Source organism: Cyclobacterium sp. 10D3-21 (genome assembly GCF_055809755.1).
On the sequence record NZ_CM147924.1, the window covers coordinates 4589682 to 4607201 of the forward strand.

The 17520-nt window shown below is 40.0% G+C and carries 13 protein-coding genes; 4 read left to right on the forward strand and 9 right to left on the reverse strand.

From position 1 onward, the window contains the following. Positions 1 to 20 precede the first annotated feature (20 nt). Genes AC0L7T_RS17790 through AC0L7T_RS17815 form a run of 6 tightly spaced genes read right to left on the reverse strand, consistent with a single transcriptional unit; the run spans position 21 to position 5355 of the window. Entirely contained in the window at positions 21 to 1259 is a 1239-nt protein-coding gene (locus AC0L7T_RS17790; RefSeq protein WP_473337123.1) for a hypothetical protein, read from the reverse strand. A 3-nt stretch (positions 1260 to 1262) separates the two neighbouring features. After that, on the reverse strand, positions 1263 to 2183 hold the full coding sequence (locus AC0L7T_RS17795) for an O-fucosyltransferase family protein (RefSeq protein ID WP_473337124.1): 921 nt from the start codon (positions 2181 to 2183) through the stop codon (positions 1263 to 1265). Then, entirely contained in the window at positions 2176 to 3168 is a 993-nt protein-coding gene (locus AC0L7T_RS17800) for a hypothetical protein (protein WP_473337126.1), read from the reverse strand. The genes AC0L7T_RS17795 and AC0L7T_RS17800 overlap by 8 nt, the downstream gene beginning before the upstream one ends. Before the next feature lie 3 nt (positions 3169 to 3171). Further along, positions 3172 to 3903: a GNAT family N-acetyltransferase gene (locus AC0L7T_RS17805; RefSeq protein ID WP_473337127.1), complete on the reverse strand. Its 732-nt coding sequence runs from the start codon at positions 3901 to 3903 to the stop codon at positions 3172 to 3174. A gap of 1 nt (position 3904) precedes the next feature. Continuing rightward, positions 3905 to 4837: a glycosyltransferase family 2 protein gene (locus AC0L7T_RS17810; protein ID WP_473337129.1), complete on the reverse strand. Its 933-nt coding sequence runs from the start codon at positions 4835 to 4837 to the stop codon at positions 3905 to 3907. After that, the gene (locus AC0L7T_RS17815; protein ID WP_473337131.1) at positions 4834 to 5355 is read right to left on the reverse strand and encodes an ArsR family transcriptional regulator; all 522 of its coding nucleotides are present in this window, start codon (positions 5353 to 5355) and stop codon (positions 4834 to 4836) included. The genes AC0L7T_RS17810 and AC0L7T_RS17815 overlap by 4 nt, the downstream gene beginning before the upstream one ends. Positions 5356 to 5798: 443 nt before the next feature. Here AC0L7T_RS17815 and AC0L7T_RS17820 point away from each other — a divergent pair, with 443 nt between their 5' ends. The 4 genes from AC0L7T_RS17820 to AC0L7T_RS17835 all read left to right on the forward strand — a co-directional run bounded on the left by AC0L7T_RS17820 (position 5799) and on the right by AC0L7T_RS17835 (position 11993). After that, entirely contained in the window at positions 5799 to 6944 is a 1146-nt protein-coding gene (locus AC0L7T_RS17820) for a Gfo/Idh/MocA family protein (RefSeq protein WP_473337134.1), read from the forward strand. Positions 6945 to 7019: 75 nt separating this feature from the next. Continuing rightward, complete coding sequence (locus tag AC0L7T_RS17825) at positions 7020 to 7529, forward strand: DUF2911 domain-containing protein (RefSeq protein ID WP_473337136.1); 510 nt, start codon at positions 7020 to 7022, stop codon at positions 7527 to 7529. A gap of 197 nt (positions 7530 to 7726) precedes the next feature. Then, positions 7727 to 10198: an ATP-dependent helicase HrpB gene (hrpB, locus tag AC0L7T_RS17830; RefSeq protein ID WP_473337138.1), complete on the forward strand. Its 2472-nt coding sequence runs from the start codon at positions 7727 to 7729 to the stop codon at positions 10196 to 10198. Between the two features lie 232 nt (positions 10199 to 10430). Further along, a complete protein-coding gene (locus AC0L7T_RS17835) occupies positions 10431 to 11993 on the forward strand; it encodes a purple acid phosphatase family protein (RefSeq protein WP_473337140.1) in 1563 nt (520 codons plus the stop codon). A 390-nt stretch (positions 11994 to 12383) separates the two neighbouring features. Here the strand turns inward: AC0L7T_RS17835 and AC0L7T_RS17840 are convergent, their stop codons facing one another. From AC0L7T_RS17840 to AC0L7T_RS17850, 3 genes are read right to left on the reverse strand one after another with little or no spacing between them, the layout of a single operon-like run. Continuing rightward, positions 12384 to 14528 (reverse strand): outer membrane protein assembly factor BamB family protein, encoded by a 2145-nt coding sequence (locus tag AC0L7T_RS17840; protein ID WP_473337142.1) that lies wholly within the window; start codon positions 14526 to 14528, stop codon positions 12384 to 12386. Beyond that, positions 14512 to 16023 (reverse strand): arylsulfatase, encoded by a 1512-nt coding sequence (locus AC0L7T_RS17845; RefSeq protein WP_473337144.1) that lies wholly within the window; start codon positions 16021 to 16023, stop codon positions 14512 to 14514. The genes AC0L7T_RS17840 and AC0L7T_RS17845 overlap by 17 nt, the downstream gene beginning before the upstream one ends. A gap of 14 nt (positions 16024 to 16037) precedes the next feature. Continuing rightward, positions 16038 to 17495 (reverse strand): sulfatase, encoded by a 1458-nt coding sequence (locus AC0L7T_RS17850; RefSeq protein ID WP_473337146.1) that lies wholly within the window; start codon positions 17493 to 17495, stop codon positions 16038 to 16040. Positions 17496 to 17520 lie beyond the last annotated feature (25 nt).

A 17520-nucleotide genomic window follows, 5' to 3' on the forward strand; every position in this document is an offset into this window, starting at 1 on the left:
ATAATTAATCCCTAAAAGGCTTAAGCTAATTCTGAATCCATATTGCTTTTCACAAAGCGAAACTTTTTTACCATGCTCACTGCATGCTTTGAAATTAATTCGGGAGTTGCATATTCATCCATAAATCTCCCCAAAAAGTGACTTAATCTACTGTTATGAGACTGAGCAATATCCTCAGTCAAATGGTCAATTTTATATCGAGGCAAGATTTCTATAAAACCAGCCGCTAATGCAGAAGGTATCAACATATGGGACCCATGGACACCAATGATGACATGACTTTTGTTGTAAATATGATTCCATTTGTCTTCTACCTGCAAGTCTATTACCCTATTTCTCTCATCCTTTATAAAAGATGGGAAATTACCGGATTTACCGATACCAGTAATCGTAAAGTTTGTTTCAGGGAGCTTTTGTTTGATCTTTTTGGTCAGCTTCTTTAGTAAAAAAGCTTGTCGCCATATAAAAAGTGGCGCAAAATACTTATCAAGCTTATATTTTCTTGAAAATTTACGCAAAAAATAGAGAAATCGGTTTGCTAACCAATATCTATCATCCCTCCAAACGAAAGTTATTAGCGGAGAAGTCTGGTAAAATTGATCCAGTTTAAATGGTACCACGCCTAAAATTTGTTCAAAATTCAGGTGCTGATGATTTTGATGTATGGGTGTAGGATGCAAGTATACTTTACCAAACCTGCTAAATTGCTTCTTTACCCAAATGTCCATCCCTTTAACCCCGAACTGAATTTGACTTAGGTCTAAATTTACTGCCCATATTTCCACCCCTTTTGCAGGCAATAACCACCTGCACTGTTCTGGTATTAAAACAGCAATCGTACTATTCTGATGATTGCCTTTCTCTAAATAAACATTCCAAATCTTGGTAAACACATGACCAAAACAATCATCCAAGCAATTAATCAAAATTAAGTCCTTACCTACTCCTTGATTATGAATTTGAAAACTACCTTCAATACTCAAATTGTCCCCCATACAATCAATGAGTGGAGTGGCCATCCAACTAGCATTCTCTTTATCAAAGTGTTGGTGAATTTTGTCCAATGAAAAAGCTATGGGAAAAAGTGATGAATGGCCTGAAGGTAATGTTGCAAAAAATTCTAATTGGCATGCGTTACAAGTATATTTACCCAATACATAAATTCCTTGAAAATAAAGCCCTGCTCCTGAATTATCCAGTTCCAAACATCGGGGACAATAGCTTTTACTATTGACTATTTCCGGATAAATTTCAATCATTGCCTACCATTTTCTTATCCCCAACTTGTCCAAATGAAAAGCCAATAATGTTTTTAGCCGATTCCAGGTGGCGGCTTTACTTTCGACAATAGTATATTTAACTTCAGGATTAAATACCAATGCAGCATAAGAGAGGTTGGAGGGGGACAAAATAAGTTCATCACAATAGGATAGGCTTATGCAATCCAGCAAGGCTTCTTTGGCTAATCGTAGCCCATCTTTATACTCCTCTTTGTGATGGACTGAAAGCGAACCTGTGGACCTGACACAGTCAAATGCCATTATTTTCCCTGGGAATTTCTCTTCTAATTTGGCTAGCAAATCGCTGTCGTCAGTAGCCACAAACAATTGGTCAAATGCATCTATTTTATTTTTTATCTGCCGAAAAAACGCTGCATCACTGGCTGGCGGCACTTCTAAAAAATGATCTGTTTTTCTAAAGTGAACGCCTAAAGTCTTCACTTTATTTATCTTAATTTTGACCTCATCTAATTTAACTTTTAAGGCTGTATTAAATTCGATTCCAGAACGCATTAATTGATGCAAATGGCGAAGATGGTTTCTGTTCCAGATACGTAAAGGGTATACTTCAAACTGCCTATTTACGACCAGTATATCTGTTGATTTAAGTGATGGTTGACAAACTAAGGCCTCCCAAAAGTTGTTGGATTCATTGTTTCCCTCAGGCTGTGAATAGGGGTAATTTAAATTGCCAAAGTCAACATATAAAGGCAAGCCATACCGTTTGGCAAAAGCTATACCATAAACAACCTGTAGAAACAAAGAAAAGAAACCACGGGTACATTTTCCATCGGGATGATTTTCACAAAAAAATTCATCTTTATAACAGGTGACAATGTATTTGGCATTTTTTTGCTTCAACTGTTTTAACCTGTCACTTGAGATATATGACCTCTTAGGCATCAGATTCGGTGTAAACCTTATCCAAAGCACCCCAGCCCTTCGTTGGAACCAGGAAATGTCTATGGATATATGATTTTGCTCCAAATCTTTCCTTCCACCGAAAAAGGGATCTATTGATATTTAACCCCCTATTTTCATTCGAGTGACCAAAATCAAGGAATTGTCTTTGAGCTGCAAAATTATCACAAAGATATTTGATCAGCGCATCTAACGCATGCAGGTCTCTCCCTTGTTTATTGCTGGCTAAATATTGGGTATGTAGACAATTTGGCGAAAAGTAAACGGTGGCGCCTGCTATAATTTGATTGTCTTTGAAGACATTGAATTGGCCTATATTTTTAGGAAACTTTTTCATTAAAAATGCCATCTCCTCCTTAGAATGGGTGGGCTTTGTATTGTACCTGTTTTCAAGATTGGGCAAGAGTAATTCCTCCCAAAATAAATCAGGATTTTTGCTTTTAATAACCTCAAGATTTGCCTGAATTGCCTGTTTAATATTGGCTTTTCTTCCTTTATTAATCACTCTTAAAGGTAATTTAATGGCCAAAGAAAGCTCCATTTGAATCATTTCGGCCTGAGCCAAATGCATTATATAAGCCGTAGACTCATCATGGTTCACATCATACATGGACGGGGTTTCCTTTATCTGTAGGCATTTAATGCCCACTGAATCATAGTACTTCAATAAAAATTTATAACATTCCAGCTTTTGATTGAAAGAGCATGGTGTAAGAATCAATCCTCCATAACTCAAGCCTTTGTGGGAATAAACCAGATCTCCTTCCCTGTGGGCAGGAAATATGGCCACTGGAATGTTGTCCTTGTACAAAATTACCGAACAATCTTGAAATTTATCAGCAGAATGATACGTTAAAAATTCCCTATCATGCATCAAGGTGGCATTGGTCGCCTTTAGAAGAACCCTCTTCCAGTCACTTTTCAGCTCAGAAGAATAATGCTTTACCTCGTAAAAATTAGCAAGCAAGGGTTAATGGACCTTTTTAGGTTTTAAACCTGGACGCCAATGTGCGATCAAAGTTTCTTTTATTGGATGAAAGCCAATTTTTTTATAGAAATCCATGGCTCTTTTATTGGCTTTTTGAGTAGAAAGCCCTATCAAATTAAATCCACAGGTATTAAGCTTATAAAACACCTCGCGCATCAATTTCCTGCCAATTCCTCTTCCCTGCTCGCTGCCTTTAACGGCAAAAAGACCCACATGTCCTCTTCCCCGAAGTAATTTAAAAGTGATGAACCCCACTAGTTTTCCAGAGGTTCTGGCAACAATTACTTTATGTTTTTGCAGCACGATGGTCTCCCACCAAGTGCTGTACAATTTTTCGTATTCTTGATTTGCCAATAGCAAATCTTGCTTGAACCTGGACCACTGCCCGCTAGTAAGAACTAGCTCTCTCAGTTCATTTTGATCCGTAGAAGAAAGATTTCCGGAAATAATCATTTCTGAAAGCTCAACTTTTCCATAGAGATCAGGTACCTTAACTAAATCCGATTTTAAAATATTTTTCACTAAATCAATGCGCGTACTTATGGGAGACCATCCACCTAATTTCACCAATCCAGGCTTTCCCATTACATAAATTAAATCAAACTCTTCAGCTTGAATTTTTACGCTATCCAAATCCGGAAGACATCTACCCAACTGAAGTTTGCCTACTCTGTATCCAAATAAAGAAGTGTCAAAAGGTAGGAATTTTATCATATTAGGTCTTTTGATCTATAATATAACGGGGACGTTTTTTAACTCCTTCAAAAGTTTTCCCAACATACAGTCCAACTATTCCAATGGTCGTTAATAAACAGCCAAAAAGTAGCCAAAGCGATACAATCATACTTGTATAACCTTGAACTTCAATGGCTCCTGAAAAATAACGGAACATAGTGATCAATGCAAACAAAAACCCAATAAAAGCCACCAACAGGCCTAATTTAACTGTTAATCGCAAAGGCTTATCCGAAAAGGCAAGCAAAGTATTTAACCCCAATCGAAATTTAGAGCTGAAAATATAATTCGACTTTATGTTGGTAGAAACACCATGCGATACATTAAAAGTGCTTTGTTTAAAGCCCACCCAATGAACCATGGTAGGGAAATACCAATTGGTTTCCTTCATCTTTAGGATGCTATCAATCACTTTTTTATTGTAAACACCAAAATTCCCAACCCTTGGATCCTGCTTGATCCCAGACATAAAATAAAATATCCTATAATAAATAACGGATAAAATTTTAGTAAGCCAATCCTCTTTTCTTCCAGTTCTTCTGGCCAAAACCGCATCATAACCAAATCGGGCCTTGGTTAACATCATAGGGATTTCTTCAGGAAGATCCTGAAGGTCTGCATCCATTACAACAATCCATTCACCACGAGCCATATTGAGACCTGCAGAAATAGCATGGTGCTGTCCAAAGTTCCTGCTAAACCGCAGGCCCTTTATAAACGATTCTTCTGAAGCGGCATTAGCAATAATTTCCCAGCTCCCATCACTGCTTCCGTCATCCACCAAGATCAATTCAACTTCTGCACTAATCGAAAACAATACCCCTTTGAGCCTAACAATCAATTCTTTTAATCCAGCCTCAGAATGAAATACAGGAATTACAACGGAAAGGTATATTTTCTTTTGATCCGTCATTCTTGCTCTTGTTCGTAAACTATCAGCCCTTGAACACCTTTACCAGGCTCATTTTCCAAGACTTTCACTTTTAATTTTCTATTGATCTTTTCCTCCGTTTTGGTGATTAAAAATTCCAGGTAGTCCAAATCAATCGAACTTGCAATTATGGTCAGTTCGATGGTACCTGTATCTTTACCTTCTGCATAATCCCCCTGAATAATTGCTTTGTCTACACTGCCCAACCGTTGAACAACTTGCTCAATCAAGGTATCAAAGCCTAAATATTTGCTTACGATACTTTTGAGTTCCTGATAAAGGGGATGAATCTCATTGGCTTGGTAACTTTTGGTTTTCCCGTCATTTTCCCAGCTAAGTAAGCCTGCTTTTGAAAGGCGGTTAAGTTCGATTCTAATTGAATTTGTTGATTCACCAAATTCTTCTGCCAAACCTCTTAAATATCCTCGGTTCTTGGCATTTGAAAAAAATTTCACCAATAACTTAATGCGCGTTTTGGAGGTAATAAGGGCGTCTAACAAATCAAAAAATTATAAATAAAAAGGTTCAAAATGGTACAAAATACACATTAATAGAAACAAAAAACATAATCATCAATACTTACGCGGAGGGCCCGAATAATCCTTCATAGCTTCGCCACGTAACACACATAGTGGGAGTAACAAAATTACTCGATAGTAACAAATACGCAAGTTTTATTCAAAATTTTATTGTGCATTTGTTTCATTTGGGGACTAACTTTTGACTCCATATAAATCTATTATAATGAATCCCTATTATGGAACAGCCCTTCTATTTTGCGCTGAAATCACTTTCTGAGAAAGGCCAAAACAGGCTACTACGAGCCTATTGCATCATCTGGGGTAAAAAACAATACAGGTAAAAGCAGGCAACCATTGAAAAATACAAATGTACCTTCTATCTTTATGGCTAACCTTTTAAATAAACCGAAGATATTAACCTTATGGAAAAAATCAAAGTAGCGGTTGTAGGCACAGGATTTATTGGCCCTGCCCATATTGAAGCCCTAAGAAGAAACCCTAATATTGAAGTCGCTACCCTTTGTGAGGTTAGTGAGGAACTGGCAAAGGAAAAGGCAGCTCAATTAGGCATAGAAAAGGCCATGCTTTTCGAAGACATGCTAAAGGATAAGGACATTAAAGTGGTCCACATTTGCACTCCAAATTTCCTCCATTATCGCCAATCAAAAGCTGCGTTAGAAGCAGGTAAACACGTGGTTTGTGAAAAGCCACTTGCCACCAAAATCGAAGATGCTGAAGAACTAGTCGCGCTCGCTAAAAAAACAGGTTTGGTCAATGCTGTGCATTTTAACCTTAGGTATTATCCGATGGTTAGACAAATGAAAACCATGAGGGAAAGCGGTGAACTAGGAGATATCTACTCCATCATGGGTTCCTATTTGCAGGATTGGTTGTTTTTAAAAACTGATTACAATTGGCGATTGGAGCCTGATAAATCTGGCGACTCAAGAGCGATTGCAGACATAGGGTCTCACCTTTTGGATTTAACCGAATATGTCACTGGTTTACGAATTACTGAAGTGATGGCTGATTTCTCAACAGTCCATAAAACCCGGTTAAAACCCCTTAAGGCCATTGAAACTTATAGCGGGAAAAGCCTCGATGAATCTGATTACGCAGAGGTTCCTATCAATACGGAAGACCATGCTACCGTCATGTTGAGGTTTGACAATGGCAATAAAGGATCTGTAACTGTCAGTCAGGTAAATGCTGGAAGAAAGAACAGGTTAAACATTGAAATAGCTGGATCTAAATCCAATTTTGAATGGTGTAGCGAAAAGCCAAATGAAATGTGGATTGGCAAAAGAGAAACTGCCAACCAACAACTGATGAAAGACCCTTCTTTATTCAGTCCTGAGGCAGCTAAACTTATAGGATTCCCAGGTGGACACAATGAGGGTTTTCCTGACACTTCAAAGCAAATGTTTAAGGAGGTATATGCTGCCGTAAAAGAAGGCAAACAACCAGAAAACCCAAGTTTCCCTACCTTTGCAGACGGACACAGGGAATTGTTAATTTGTGAGCGAATAATTGAAAGCCACAAAAAACAGGCATGGGTGAAAATTTAATGGTGTAAAAACAAATTGCGATTTTGTACGTTCATTTAGTTATTCGATTATTATAACCTAAATCACAACCAAAAAATGAAATCATCAACTATTAAAATGTTTGGCTTATCCACTTTACTGCTGCTCTCAGTAGTTTTTATGTCAACTGCTCAGGAAAAAGCCAGTCCTGCTAAAACAGCTGAAGGCACCATTAATGGCGCCAAAATCACTGTCAATTACAGTAGCCCCGGCGTTAAAGGACGTGTTATCTTTGGGGAACTAGTTCCATTGGGAAAGGTTTGGAGAGCTGGAGCAAATGAGGCCACGTTATTTGAAACCAGTAAAGATATTGAAATTGAAGGTGAAAAATTACCTGCTGGAAAATACAGTTTCTTTATTATCCCAGGAGAAAATTCAAGTACTTTTATTTTCAATAACCAAACTGGACAATGGGGAACCAAATACGATGAAAGCAAAGACGCTTTGAGAGTATCTGTAAGTTCTAGTGAAACCAATAGCCTGACTGAAAACCTTGTTTATAATGTTTTAGAGGATGGTTTGGAAGTAAAATGGGAATATGGACGCGCAAAGGCATCCATTAAATAATATTTAAAAAGAGGTTGTTTCTACAGTAGAAACAACCTCTTTTTTTTGCTTTAAATCCGCTCAAAATCCAGTATTGCTAAGTTTTTTTATCACTTTTATCCTTGTAAACCCTCATTTCAACAATACTTGGTTTACCTGCTGCAATTATCTTTCCAGACCGCCTTGTTTTTTTTACCTTTGATAAAAAACAAGTACACTTGAAGGCCTTTCCCCAACTCCCAATTTTAGAGGTAATCCCTCAATTAAAAAAACAACTTCAGTTATTTCCTATCCTACTATTGCATGCCCCACCAGGTGCTGGCAAAAGTACGCTTGCGCCATTGACTTTAATGGAGGAACCATGGCTTCAGGGAAAGAAAATAGTAATGCTTGAACCCAGAAAACTTGCTGCCATTAGTATTGCGCAGCGAATGGCTCAAATCCTAGATGAACCTGTCGGAGAAAGAATTGGCTATCGTGTAAGATTCAATTCTTGTGTGGGAAAAAATACTCAGATAGAAGTCATTACTGAGGGAATTTTGACCAGAATGATGCAACAAGACAATGCGCTTGAAGAGGTAGGTTTAATCATTTTTGATGAATTTCATGAACGAAGCATTCATGCAGATCTAGGATTGGCCATAAGCAGAGAAATTCAGCAAGTACTCAGGCCTGACTTGAAATTGTTGATAATGTCTGCTACACTTGATAGCAAAGACCTTTCGACCAATCTTAAGGCACCTTTAGTCGAAAGTATGGGGAAGGCATTTCCTGTGACCATCAATTATCGTGAAGGAACTGATTTATACGCCTTACCCGAAAGTATAGCCCACACAATCAAAGAAGCCATTTTAGTGCATGATGGAGATTTGCTTGTATTCCTACCCGGACAGGGAGAAATAAATAAGACCGCACAAATATTAAGTCAAAGGTATCACAACCTTGCTATTTACAAGCTTTATGGTCAATTGGCTTTCAACCAACAACAAGCAGCGCTTTTCCCCCACCCCGAAGGAAAGAGAAAAGTTGTTTTGGCCACAGCTATTGCTGAAACCAGCCTTACTATTGAGGGGATAAAGATCGTAATAGATGGCGGGTTTATGCGAACCAGTAGATTTAATCCCAACTCAGGATTGAACAGGCTCGTCACCATACCTGTAACACAGGATACGGCTACCCAAAGAGCAGGAAGAGCAGGTAGATTAAGCCCCGGCGTTTGTTTCAGGTTATGGTCCAAAGGGAGTCAGGAAAGATTACTTCCTTTCAGACAACCTGAGGTTGTAGAAACTGACTTAACATCTTTGGCCCTGGAACTATATAAATGGGGTATCAATGACCCATCAAAATTAAGTTGGATTACTCCTCCCCCACAAGGCAATTGGTCGCAAGCGGTAAGTACACTGGAGCACCTGGGAGCTATCGCAGATGGAAAAATCACTTCTCATGGTATTGCCTTACACAATTTTCCCTGCCACCCTAGAATCGCTCATTTACTTGTGTGTAGTCAGGATATAGGTCTTGAGGGCCTGGCAACAGACCTTGCGGCGGTATTAGAAGAAAAAGACCCCCTACCCCCAGGAGAAAGTTTGGATATCAACCTGAGAATAGAAGGGCTTCGCAGATTTAGGTCTACTTCGTCCAGCCATTTTAATTATAAAAAAATTGAACAAGTGGCCAAAGCTTATAGACAAATACTTGGTATAAAAGCTGAAAATGCCATCATAGATCCTTATGCCACAGGGATGTTGATAGCTCAGGCATTTTCGGAGAGAATCGCTTCAGCCAGACCTGGCAATCAGGCTCAATTTCAATTGGCAAATGGTAAAATCGCCAATATGGACAGGAAGGATGACCTGGCCCATGAACCCTGGCTGGCTATTGCCCAAATGGATGAAAGAAAAGGCATGGGTAAAATATTTATGGCAGCACCTTTATCTCCCACAGATCTTAGGCCTATGGTAAAATCCACCCCAAGGGTCTTTTGGGATGAGGAGGAAGCCAAGATCCAGGCACTAGAAGAATGGAAAATCGGGCAAATCGTCCTACAAAAAAAACGCCTACAAAACCCAGATTCACAATTGATGCTTCAAACCCTCTTGGACATGCTTGTGCAAGAGGGGGAAAACTGGCTAACTTTTGATGATAAATTCATACAATTACAACATAGGATAATGAGTCTTCGTATCTGGAATGGCCCTGAATCATTGCCCGATTTTAGTACGCCCCATTTGCTCAAAACAGTTAAAAATTGGCTATCACCTTACTTAAAGGATGTAAGTTCCGGCAATGAATTAAAAAAATTACCCTTGGGCAATATTCTAAGAGATTGTCTTTCCTATGAGCAACAGGAAGAAATTAAACGGCTAGCGCCAGAAAAAATAAGCCTCCCAAGTGGATCCGCTTTATCCATTAAATATGGAATGGAAGGCGAACCACCAGTGTTGGCAGCAAGACTTCAAGAGCTTTTTGGCTGGAGTCTAACCCCTAAGGTCAATAATGGTAAAATTCCTCTACTTATTCATTTATTATCACCTGGCTTTAAACCAGTTCAGGTAACACAGGATTTAAAAAGTTTCTGGGACAATACTTATCATGAGGTTAGGAAGGAGCTCAAACGAAGGTACCCCAAGCATCACTGGCCTGAAAACCCATGGGAAGCGCAAGCAGTAAAAGGAGTTAAGCGAAAATAAAGAAATTCGCGCCAAATGTTTAAGATTGGTAAGCCTTAACCGAATGGAAACCGTACTATTATAACCTATATAGGGAATCCCACTTGCATGAATACTTTTAATACAACCAATCAAACAGATAAAATCACCATTAATTCTCTTCCTCATTTGATAAAAATATAATAATTATACAACTTGAAATATTATATTGAATTAGCTAGATTTACAGCATTACACCAATAACCCATCCGCAATGAAACAAGTGTTTTTTTCCTTCTTTTTGTTCTTCCTAATTAATGTCTCAATTGCTCAGGAGTACAAGGTTTACAAAGCCCCTACTTTTAGAGAAGAATGGAGCAAACCCAGCTACTACCCGGACAGAGTTGTATTAAACTTCGGTGCAGACCCAGCAACTGAAGCAAACGTTACCTGGAGAACAGATACTACCATTCCCTCAGGATATGCTGAAATTGCCATAGCTGATGGAGCACCTAAATTCTGGAGGAATGGTATAACTGTCGAGGCAGAAACCGAAGTATTGGATGGATTGAAGGTAGAGGATGCCAAAGTCAAAGCCCACTACCATTCTGTGCAATTTAAAAACCTAAAACCAGACACCATGTATGGCTATCGGGTGGGAGATGGTGAGTCATGGACTGAATGGATACAATTCACTACCGCTTCCAGAGACAATGACAAGCCTTTTTCTTTCCTATATGTAGGAGATGCACAAAATTATGTTCTTGAGCTTTGGGCCAGATTAATCAGAGAAGGTTATAGAAAAGCACCGGATGCAAAATTCATCATTCATGCCGGTGACCTGATCAATAGAGCCCATAGAGAGCAGGATTGGCATGAATGGTTTACGGCCGGAGGCTTTATCCATAGCATGGTCCCTTCAATGGTTACACCAGGAAATCATGAATATGGGGACATTCCTGAACTAGATGGAGAAGATGCGAAAAGAAGACTTTCCTTACAATGGCGCCCTCAATTTACACTTCCTGAAAATGGACCCAAAGTACCAGGTCTAGAGGAAACTGTTTACTACATGGATTACCAGGATGCGCGAATCATCTCCCTTAATAGCAATGTTTTGCAAAAAGAACAAATCCCATGGCTGGAAAAAGTACTTTCAGAAAACACAAAAAAATGGACCATCGTGACCTATCACCATCCCTTGTTTTCTGCCTCAGCAGGTAGGGACAATGATGAATTAAGAAAAGCATGGAAGCCTATTTTCGACAAATACAAAGTTGATTTGGCACTACAAGGGCATGACCACAGCTATGCAAGGGGTCGTGTATCCCCAGAGGACAATGTCATGAATGGAATGAATGCAAGGGACAAAACAGGAACTGTTTATGTAGTTTCTGTTAGTGGCGGAAAAATGTACAGTGTGAGTGAAAAAGGATGGGACGCCTTAGGTGCAGAAAGGGATCGTAAAGCTGAAAACACCCAATTATTTCAGGTGATTAAAATAGATGGGGATAAGCTAAGTTTTGAGTCCTATACGGCTATAGGTGAATTATACGATGCTTTCGATTTGGTAAAACAAGAAAATGGGATCAATGCGTTCATCGAAAGAAAAGCTGAAGCAGGAGACGAAAAAAGATTCTCAAACACCATCCCTTATGAAGATCCATTGCCGGAAAATCTTCAAACCATATTGCTTTCAAAACACCCTGGAAATGAAATTACCAGAGTAAATGCCTCCAAAACGGATACAGGTCTATTGATTTTCAGTGTTCGCTTGGAAAGAAATGGAGAAAGGACGATGGTAACCATTGATGAGAAGGGGAATATATTGGAATAGGTTTACCTAAATAGGTGAATAGATACTAAATGTGATGGGGTCACTTCTTGAAAAGCTTCAGGAGGTGACCCCATTTTAATTTCTCAAAACTTAAACAGGAAATGGCTATTCTATTTGCTGTATCGCTTGAGTCATTTCCAAACGAAGCACAAGTCTTAAATTGCTTGAATTTATTTTATAAATATTCAAAGTTTACGTAAAAAAATCCCCCTGCCCCCTTTGGAGAAAAGGGGGATTTCGAGTTTTCAGGATTGACGGGTGTTATCCCATTTGAATTTCCTCAGCCAGTTTCATTGCCACCAAATCAGCATTAAATTTTCAAATCAGCAATTCCCCCCTCGATGTGGAATTATTAGGGGAATAAGCAACAGGCCTAATACCCAATAAACTTTACATTTCAGGCAGGGCAAAAGCCACATAGGCATCTCCTGCTGGGGTACCCAATCTATTCGCTCCTCCAGCTGCTATTACTACATATTGCCTTCCTCCAACTTCATAGACAGCAGGTACGGCATAGCCTCCAAAAGGGAGTTTGTATTCCCATAAAATCTCTCCTGTAGCAGCATCAAAAGCCCTGAACATTTCATCAGGTGTCCCTCCCATAAAAACCAATCCTCCTGCTGTAGCTACACAACCACCAAAATTTTGGGTGCCTGTCGCAGGCACTCCCCGTTCTCTTAATTTTGGGTATTCCCCCAGAGGCACCTTCCATTTAATCGTTTTGGTTTTCAAATCGATAGCGTTCAAAGTACCCCAAGGTGGTTTACTACCAGGAAAGCCTTCTTCATCTGTAAAAAGTCGAAAGCCTTGCAGGACATACCGATCTGTGGCACCAGCTTCCTCTTTTATATCATGAATTGGGTCTGAAGGTGCGGCTACCTCGAGCAGATAATCCATCAAAGCAGATAATTTGTCTTTATCAAAGCCCTGAAATGCAGGCATCAAACCATTTCCATGCGTGATTATTTTAGCTAAAGATTCTCTGGTATGTCTTTCCTTTACCCCTTTTAGAGAGGGAAATGCCTCTCCCAAGCCCTGCTGGTCTGCACCATGGCAGTTGGAGCAATTGGACAAATAGGTGCTTTTTCCAGAATGCCTACTAATTTCACCCTCTCCATCCTGATTTTCAGAAATGTTACGGAGCTGTAAAATCATGGGGATTTCATTGGCATTCACATAGAGCATTTGGTTGACAGGGTCGTAAGAGGCTCCACCCCAAATCATGCCGCCTCTTGTGGCTGGATTGGTAAGGGTACCTTCTAAACTTGGAGGAGTATACAAGCCTTCATTGCGGTATTTTTTAAACTCTTTTTTGGCATAAGCATTGGCTTCAGCGGAAATATTTGTCAACGTTGCGCTGTCTAAACCTTGCCTGACAACAGTTATTCCCTGGTTAAATTTTTGGGTGGGATGAGCTACTTCACCTGGCACATAGGAAGGTGGGGCAGTTTTTATTTCCATGTCCATTAAGGACTTTCCTGTAAGTCTGTCCAGTAGGATCAGTTCTCCCATCTTCGTTGGCTGTACCAGTGCTTTCACAATACCATTTTCCGTCGGTATATCTACTAAAGTAGCAGCACAAGGCAGGTCATAATCCCAAATATCATGGGTAACTGCCTGATAATGCCATTTTCTTTCTCCTGTAGCTGCATCAAGGGCAACTATGGCATTACCGAAAAGGTTTTCTCCTAACCTATTGCCACCATAAAAATCATAAGCTGGAGAACCTGTAGAAACATACACCCAGCCCTGGTCTTCATCCAAACTCAATCCTCCCCAGTTATTGGCACCTCCATAATTTTCACCTTCCTGCCAACGCCAGGTATCATGTCCAAACTCACCTTCTTTTGGAATGGTGTGAAAGATCCATTTAAAGGCTCCTGTTTTGGCATTATAGGCCCTTATATGTCCTGGAGAAGCATCGTAGCCCTCCCCTGTTGCAGAACCGATTATTATCAAATCTTGAAAAACAAGTCCTGGTGTACTCAAAGAGATCGATAGAGATTCGGGATCAACGCCTAGGTTTTTGCGCAAATCAAGCTTACCTGCTTCCCCAAATTCGGTGACCAATTCTCCTGAATGACCATCTATGGCAAAAAGGTAATGCCCAACCGCCATAAAAATACGTAAATCCTCTCTTTCTTTGTAGTGGAAAAACCCTCGGTTTACCCCCCCTGACTGACCGTAAACCTCAGGGTCAAAGCGCCAAAGCTCCTTGCCCTTTTCAGCATCCAATGCTATCAAATCCAGCTGGGGTGAGCTCACATACATAATATCACCTATGATCATAGGGTTACATTCCATAGGAGTTCTTTCCTTACTGTCTCCCGTATGAAAGGTCCATGCGGGTTTTAAGAGATGAACATTCTCTTTGTTTATCTGGTCCAACCCTGAGAACTGAGCGGCTGTTTTTGAAGCACGATAATGCTCCCAGGTTCGGTAATCTTTTGCTTTGGAGGAATTGTTTTCCTGGGAACAAGAAAAGAATGCAACAAGGCAAATTAAAACGAGAATAATATTAGTTGTTCTTATCATTCTTTTCAATTTTCACTTCAAATGGCCATTCAGGGTCTTCATTTCTGGAGCTTTGCATCAAGCCTTTTAATTCTTTCACCACTACAGGAAAGTCTGCCGCCAAATCCTTGGTTTCTCCAGGATCCTGCTCCAAATCATAAAGTTGAATCGTTTCATTTCCTTTTAATACGTCCAATTTAATTCCTTTCCACTTGCCTTTTCTCACCGCTTGTTTACCTCCCTGTTCATGAAACTCCCAATAAAGGTGAGAATGAGTAGGTTGGTCATCGGCTCCTAAAAGGGTGGGAAGGAATGAAATGCCATCCAAGGTCCCTACCGTTTCAATTCCTACAATGTCAGAAAATGTAGGCAAAATGTCCCAAAAGGCACTTATATGATCGGTTTCACTTCCTTTTTTAACTTTTGCAGGCCAACTTACAACCATTGGCACATGAATACCCCCTTCATGCAAGTCTCTCTTGTATCCCTGAAACGGTCCATTGCTATTGAAATAATCAGGATCTGCTCCTCCTTCCAGGTGTGGGCCATTATCTGATGTGAAAATAACAATTGTATTGTCCAGAAGAGCCAATTCCTCCAATTTGCTAACTATCTGTCCAACATAATCATCCAATAAAGTTACCATGGCAGCAAAAGCAGCGTGAGGATAAGGCTGAGAACCGTAACCGCCCTCCTTGTACCGTGGGTGTTCGGGATCATCTACCCCATTATAATAGGTTTCAGGCCCCAGTTTACTTTCATATTGATAAGGTGGTTCAGGATTTGTTTTGGTAAGGAATTTTTCCATGTATTTTTTAGGAGCAAAAAGCTCTGCATGAGGGATTATGGTCGGGACAAACATAAAGAAAGGATTGTCTTTATTCTTCTCAATAAAGGCCAATCGTTGTTCCTGAATAAGGTTTGGTGCGTATTGCCCTTGCGCTGTCCCTTGATTGCCTTCAAGTGTTATAATTTTATCATTGTCCCACAACTCTCTAGGATAATAATTATGGGCAATTGTCTGACTGTTAAAACCGAAAAACACATCAAAACCCTGATTTAGTGGTTCTCCCACCGATCCTGGATAACCTAAGCCCCATTTCCCGAAAGCACCGGTTGCATATCCAGCCTCTTTCAATAAGGTCGCCAAGGTTTGTGTTCCTGCTTTTAATGGGAACTGGCCTCCGTTTAAACCCCTGTTACCTCTTACTTGAGTATGACCGGTATGTAATCCCGTCATCAGTGCCGATCTCGAGGGTGCGCAAACTGTGGTACCTGCGTAATGCTGGGTAAAAACCATTCCATCGGCTGCCAGCTTATCAATATTTGGCGTTTTAAATTTGGTCTGGCCTAAAAAGCTCAGGTCTCCATAGCCGAGGTCATCAGCAAGAATATAAATGATATTTGGCTTTTCAACGACTTCTTCTTCCTTGCTTTTGGTACAAGATACTGCAGCCATTAAAAAAATGGTCGAAAGTAGCGTATAAATGGGTAGGCGATTCTGAATAAATTTCATTTTGGCTTTTATGATTAATTGTTCTTTTCCGAATACAGTCCAGTGTCTCCTTTTTCTAATTGAGCCAAGAGCTGCTCAACCAATTCAGGCTGCTCAGTAGCTATATTTTTTGTTTCCAAAGGATCATTGACGTGGTCATACAATTCAACTATTGGCATTTCCTCTCTAAAATATTTCATCAAGCGATACTTGTCTGTTCGCATAGAAATGCCGTTATTAAAATAGCTAAAAGCAAGCGCTTCTCTGTTCTCATCTTTCCCCTCTTTAATCAATGGCAACAAACTTTGTCCATCCAATGGGAAATTAGTAGGGATATCGGTTAGTTCCATTAATGTTGGATAAAGATCAATACTGCTGACAGGCATATTCGAAGAAATTCTGCGGGCAGCTATACCAGGAACTTTGATTATCAATGGGCTTCTTACTGCTGTTTCAAAAATGGTATGCTTGCCCCACACCCTTTGGTCTCCCAGGTGCCAGCCATGATCTCCCCAAACCACAATTATGGTATTCTCAGCCAGTCCTAGCACTTCTAATTCAGCCATTACTTTGCCTACTAATGCATCACTATAACTCACTGCTGCATAATAAGCATGCTTTAGCTTTCTGGCATATTCATCTGACAATTGGTGGTCTAAGCCTGCTTTTTCTTCTCCCAGCGCATATTGATTGAACTCACCACTTTTTTGTAAACTGCTCAAATCAATGTTTTCAGGAATATCAGGGGAAGGCGATAAGGGAATATCCTCACGCTCATATAAATCCCAATATTTTTTTGGTGAGGTAAAAGGCAGGTGTGGTTTAAATAAACCCAAGCCCATAAAGAATGGCTCCTCTTTTTCGGCCAATTCCCTGAGCTTTTTTATAGCCAATTGGGTAGAAAGGCCATCTGGGTAGCCTTCATCAGACACCTCTCCTGCCTCGTAAGGTTTGACCTGTTTCTTTTTACCTTGTCTGTTGGAGCCATCTGCATAACCGAAGAAAGCATTCCAGCCATTCCCCCACTTCCCTGCATCGAAAAGCATCTCATTCCAGCTGAAAGGCATTTCCGCCTTAGCTCCTACATGGCTTTCTTCATAACCATATACTAGTCCTTCTATTGAATGACTGATTTTGCCTATTCCTACCGTATAGTAACCATTTCTTTTCAGGTGATGAACAAAACTTTCCGGTCGTTCTCCTTCAGGCACATCGGCCATCATTTTTTCAATGGCTGAATTTTTCAGATGCTCCCTGCTACTTGGAAGCATCCCTGTCAATATACTACAACGCGAAGCACCACAGGTAGGCACCTGAACATAATGGTTTTCAAAAATTGTCCCTGAATTACCTATGGCATCCAGATTGGGCGTTTTGATGATGTCATTTCCGTAAACCCCCAGTTCAGGCCTAAGGTCATCAATGGCAATAAATAAAATATTATAAGGTTTTTTCTCTTGAACATCCGTTCCACAGGACTGAAAGAAAATCATAAAAATTATACAAAGGACTGGAAAC

Bases quoted from the DNA above. Each gene is read 5' to 3' on its own strand.
- AC0L7T_RS17845 (WP_473337144.1), bottom strand. From the start codon at position 16,023: ATGAAATTTATTCAGAATCGCCTACCCATTTATACGCTACTTTCGACC.
- AC0L7T_RS17810 (WP_473337129.1), bottom strand. From the start codon at position 4,837: ATGACGGATCAAAAGAAAATATACCTTTCCGTTGTAATTCCTGTATTT.
- AC0L7T_RS17795 (WP_473337124.1), bottom strand. From the start codon at position 2,183: ATGCCTAAGAGGTCATATATCTCAAGTGACAGGTTAAAACAGTTGAAG.
- AC0L7T_RS17825 (WP_473337136.1), top strand. From the start codon at position 7,020: ATGAAATCATCAACTATTAAAATGTTTGGCTTATCCACTTTACTGCTG.
- AC0L7T_RS17805 (WP_473337127.1), bottom strand. From the start codon at position 3,903: ATGATAAAATTCCTACCTTTTGACACTTCTTTATTTGGATACAGAGTA.
- AC0L7T_RS17790 (WP_473337123.1), bottom strand. From the start codon at position 1,259: ATGATTGAAATTTATCCGGAAATAGTCAATAGTAAAAGCTATTGTCCC.
- AC0L7T_RS17850 (WP_473337146.1), bottom strand. From the start codon at position 17,495: ATGATTTTCTTTCAGTCCTGTGGAACGGATGTTCAAGAGAAAAAACCT.
- AC0L7T_RS17820 (WP_473337134.1), top strand. From the start codon at position 5,799: ATGGAAAAAATCAAAGTAGCGGTTGTAGGCACAGGATTTATTGGCCCT.
- AC0L7T_RS17835 (WP_473337140.1), top strand. From the start codon at position 10,431: ATGAAACAAGTGTTTTTTTCCTTCTTTTTGTTCTTCCTAATTAATGTC.
- AC0L7T_RS17840 (WP_473337142.1), bottom strand. From the start codon at position 14,528: ATGATAAGAACAACTAATATTATTCTCGTTTTAATTTGCCTTGTTGCA.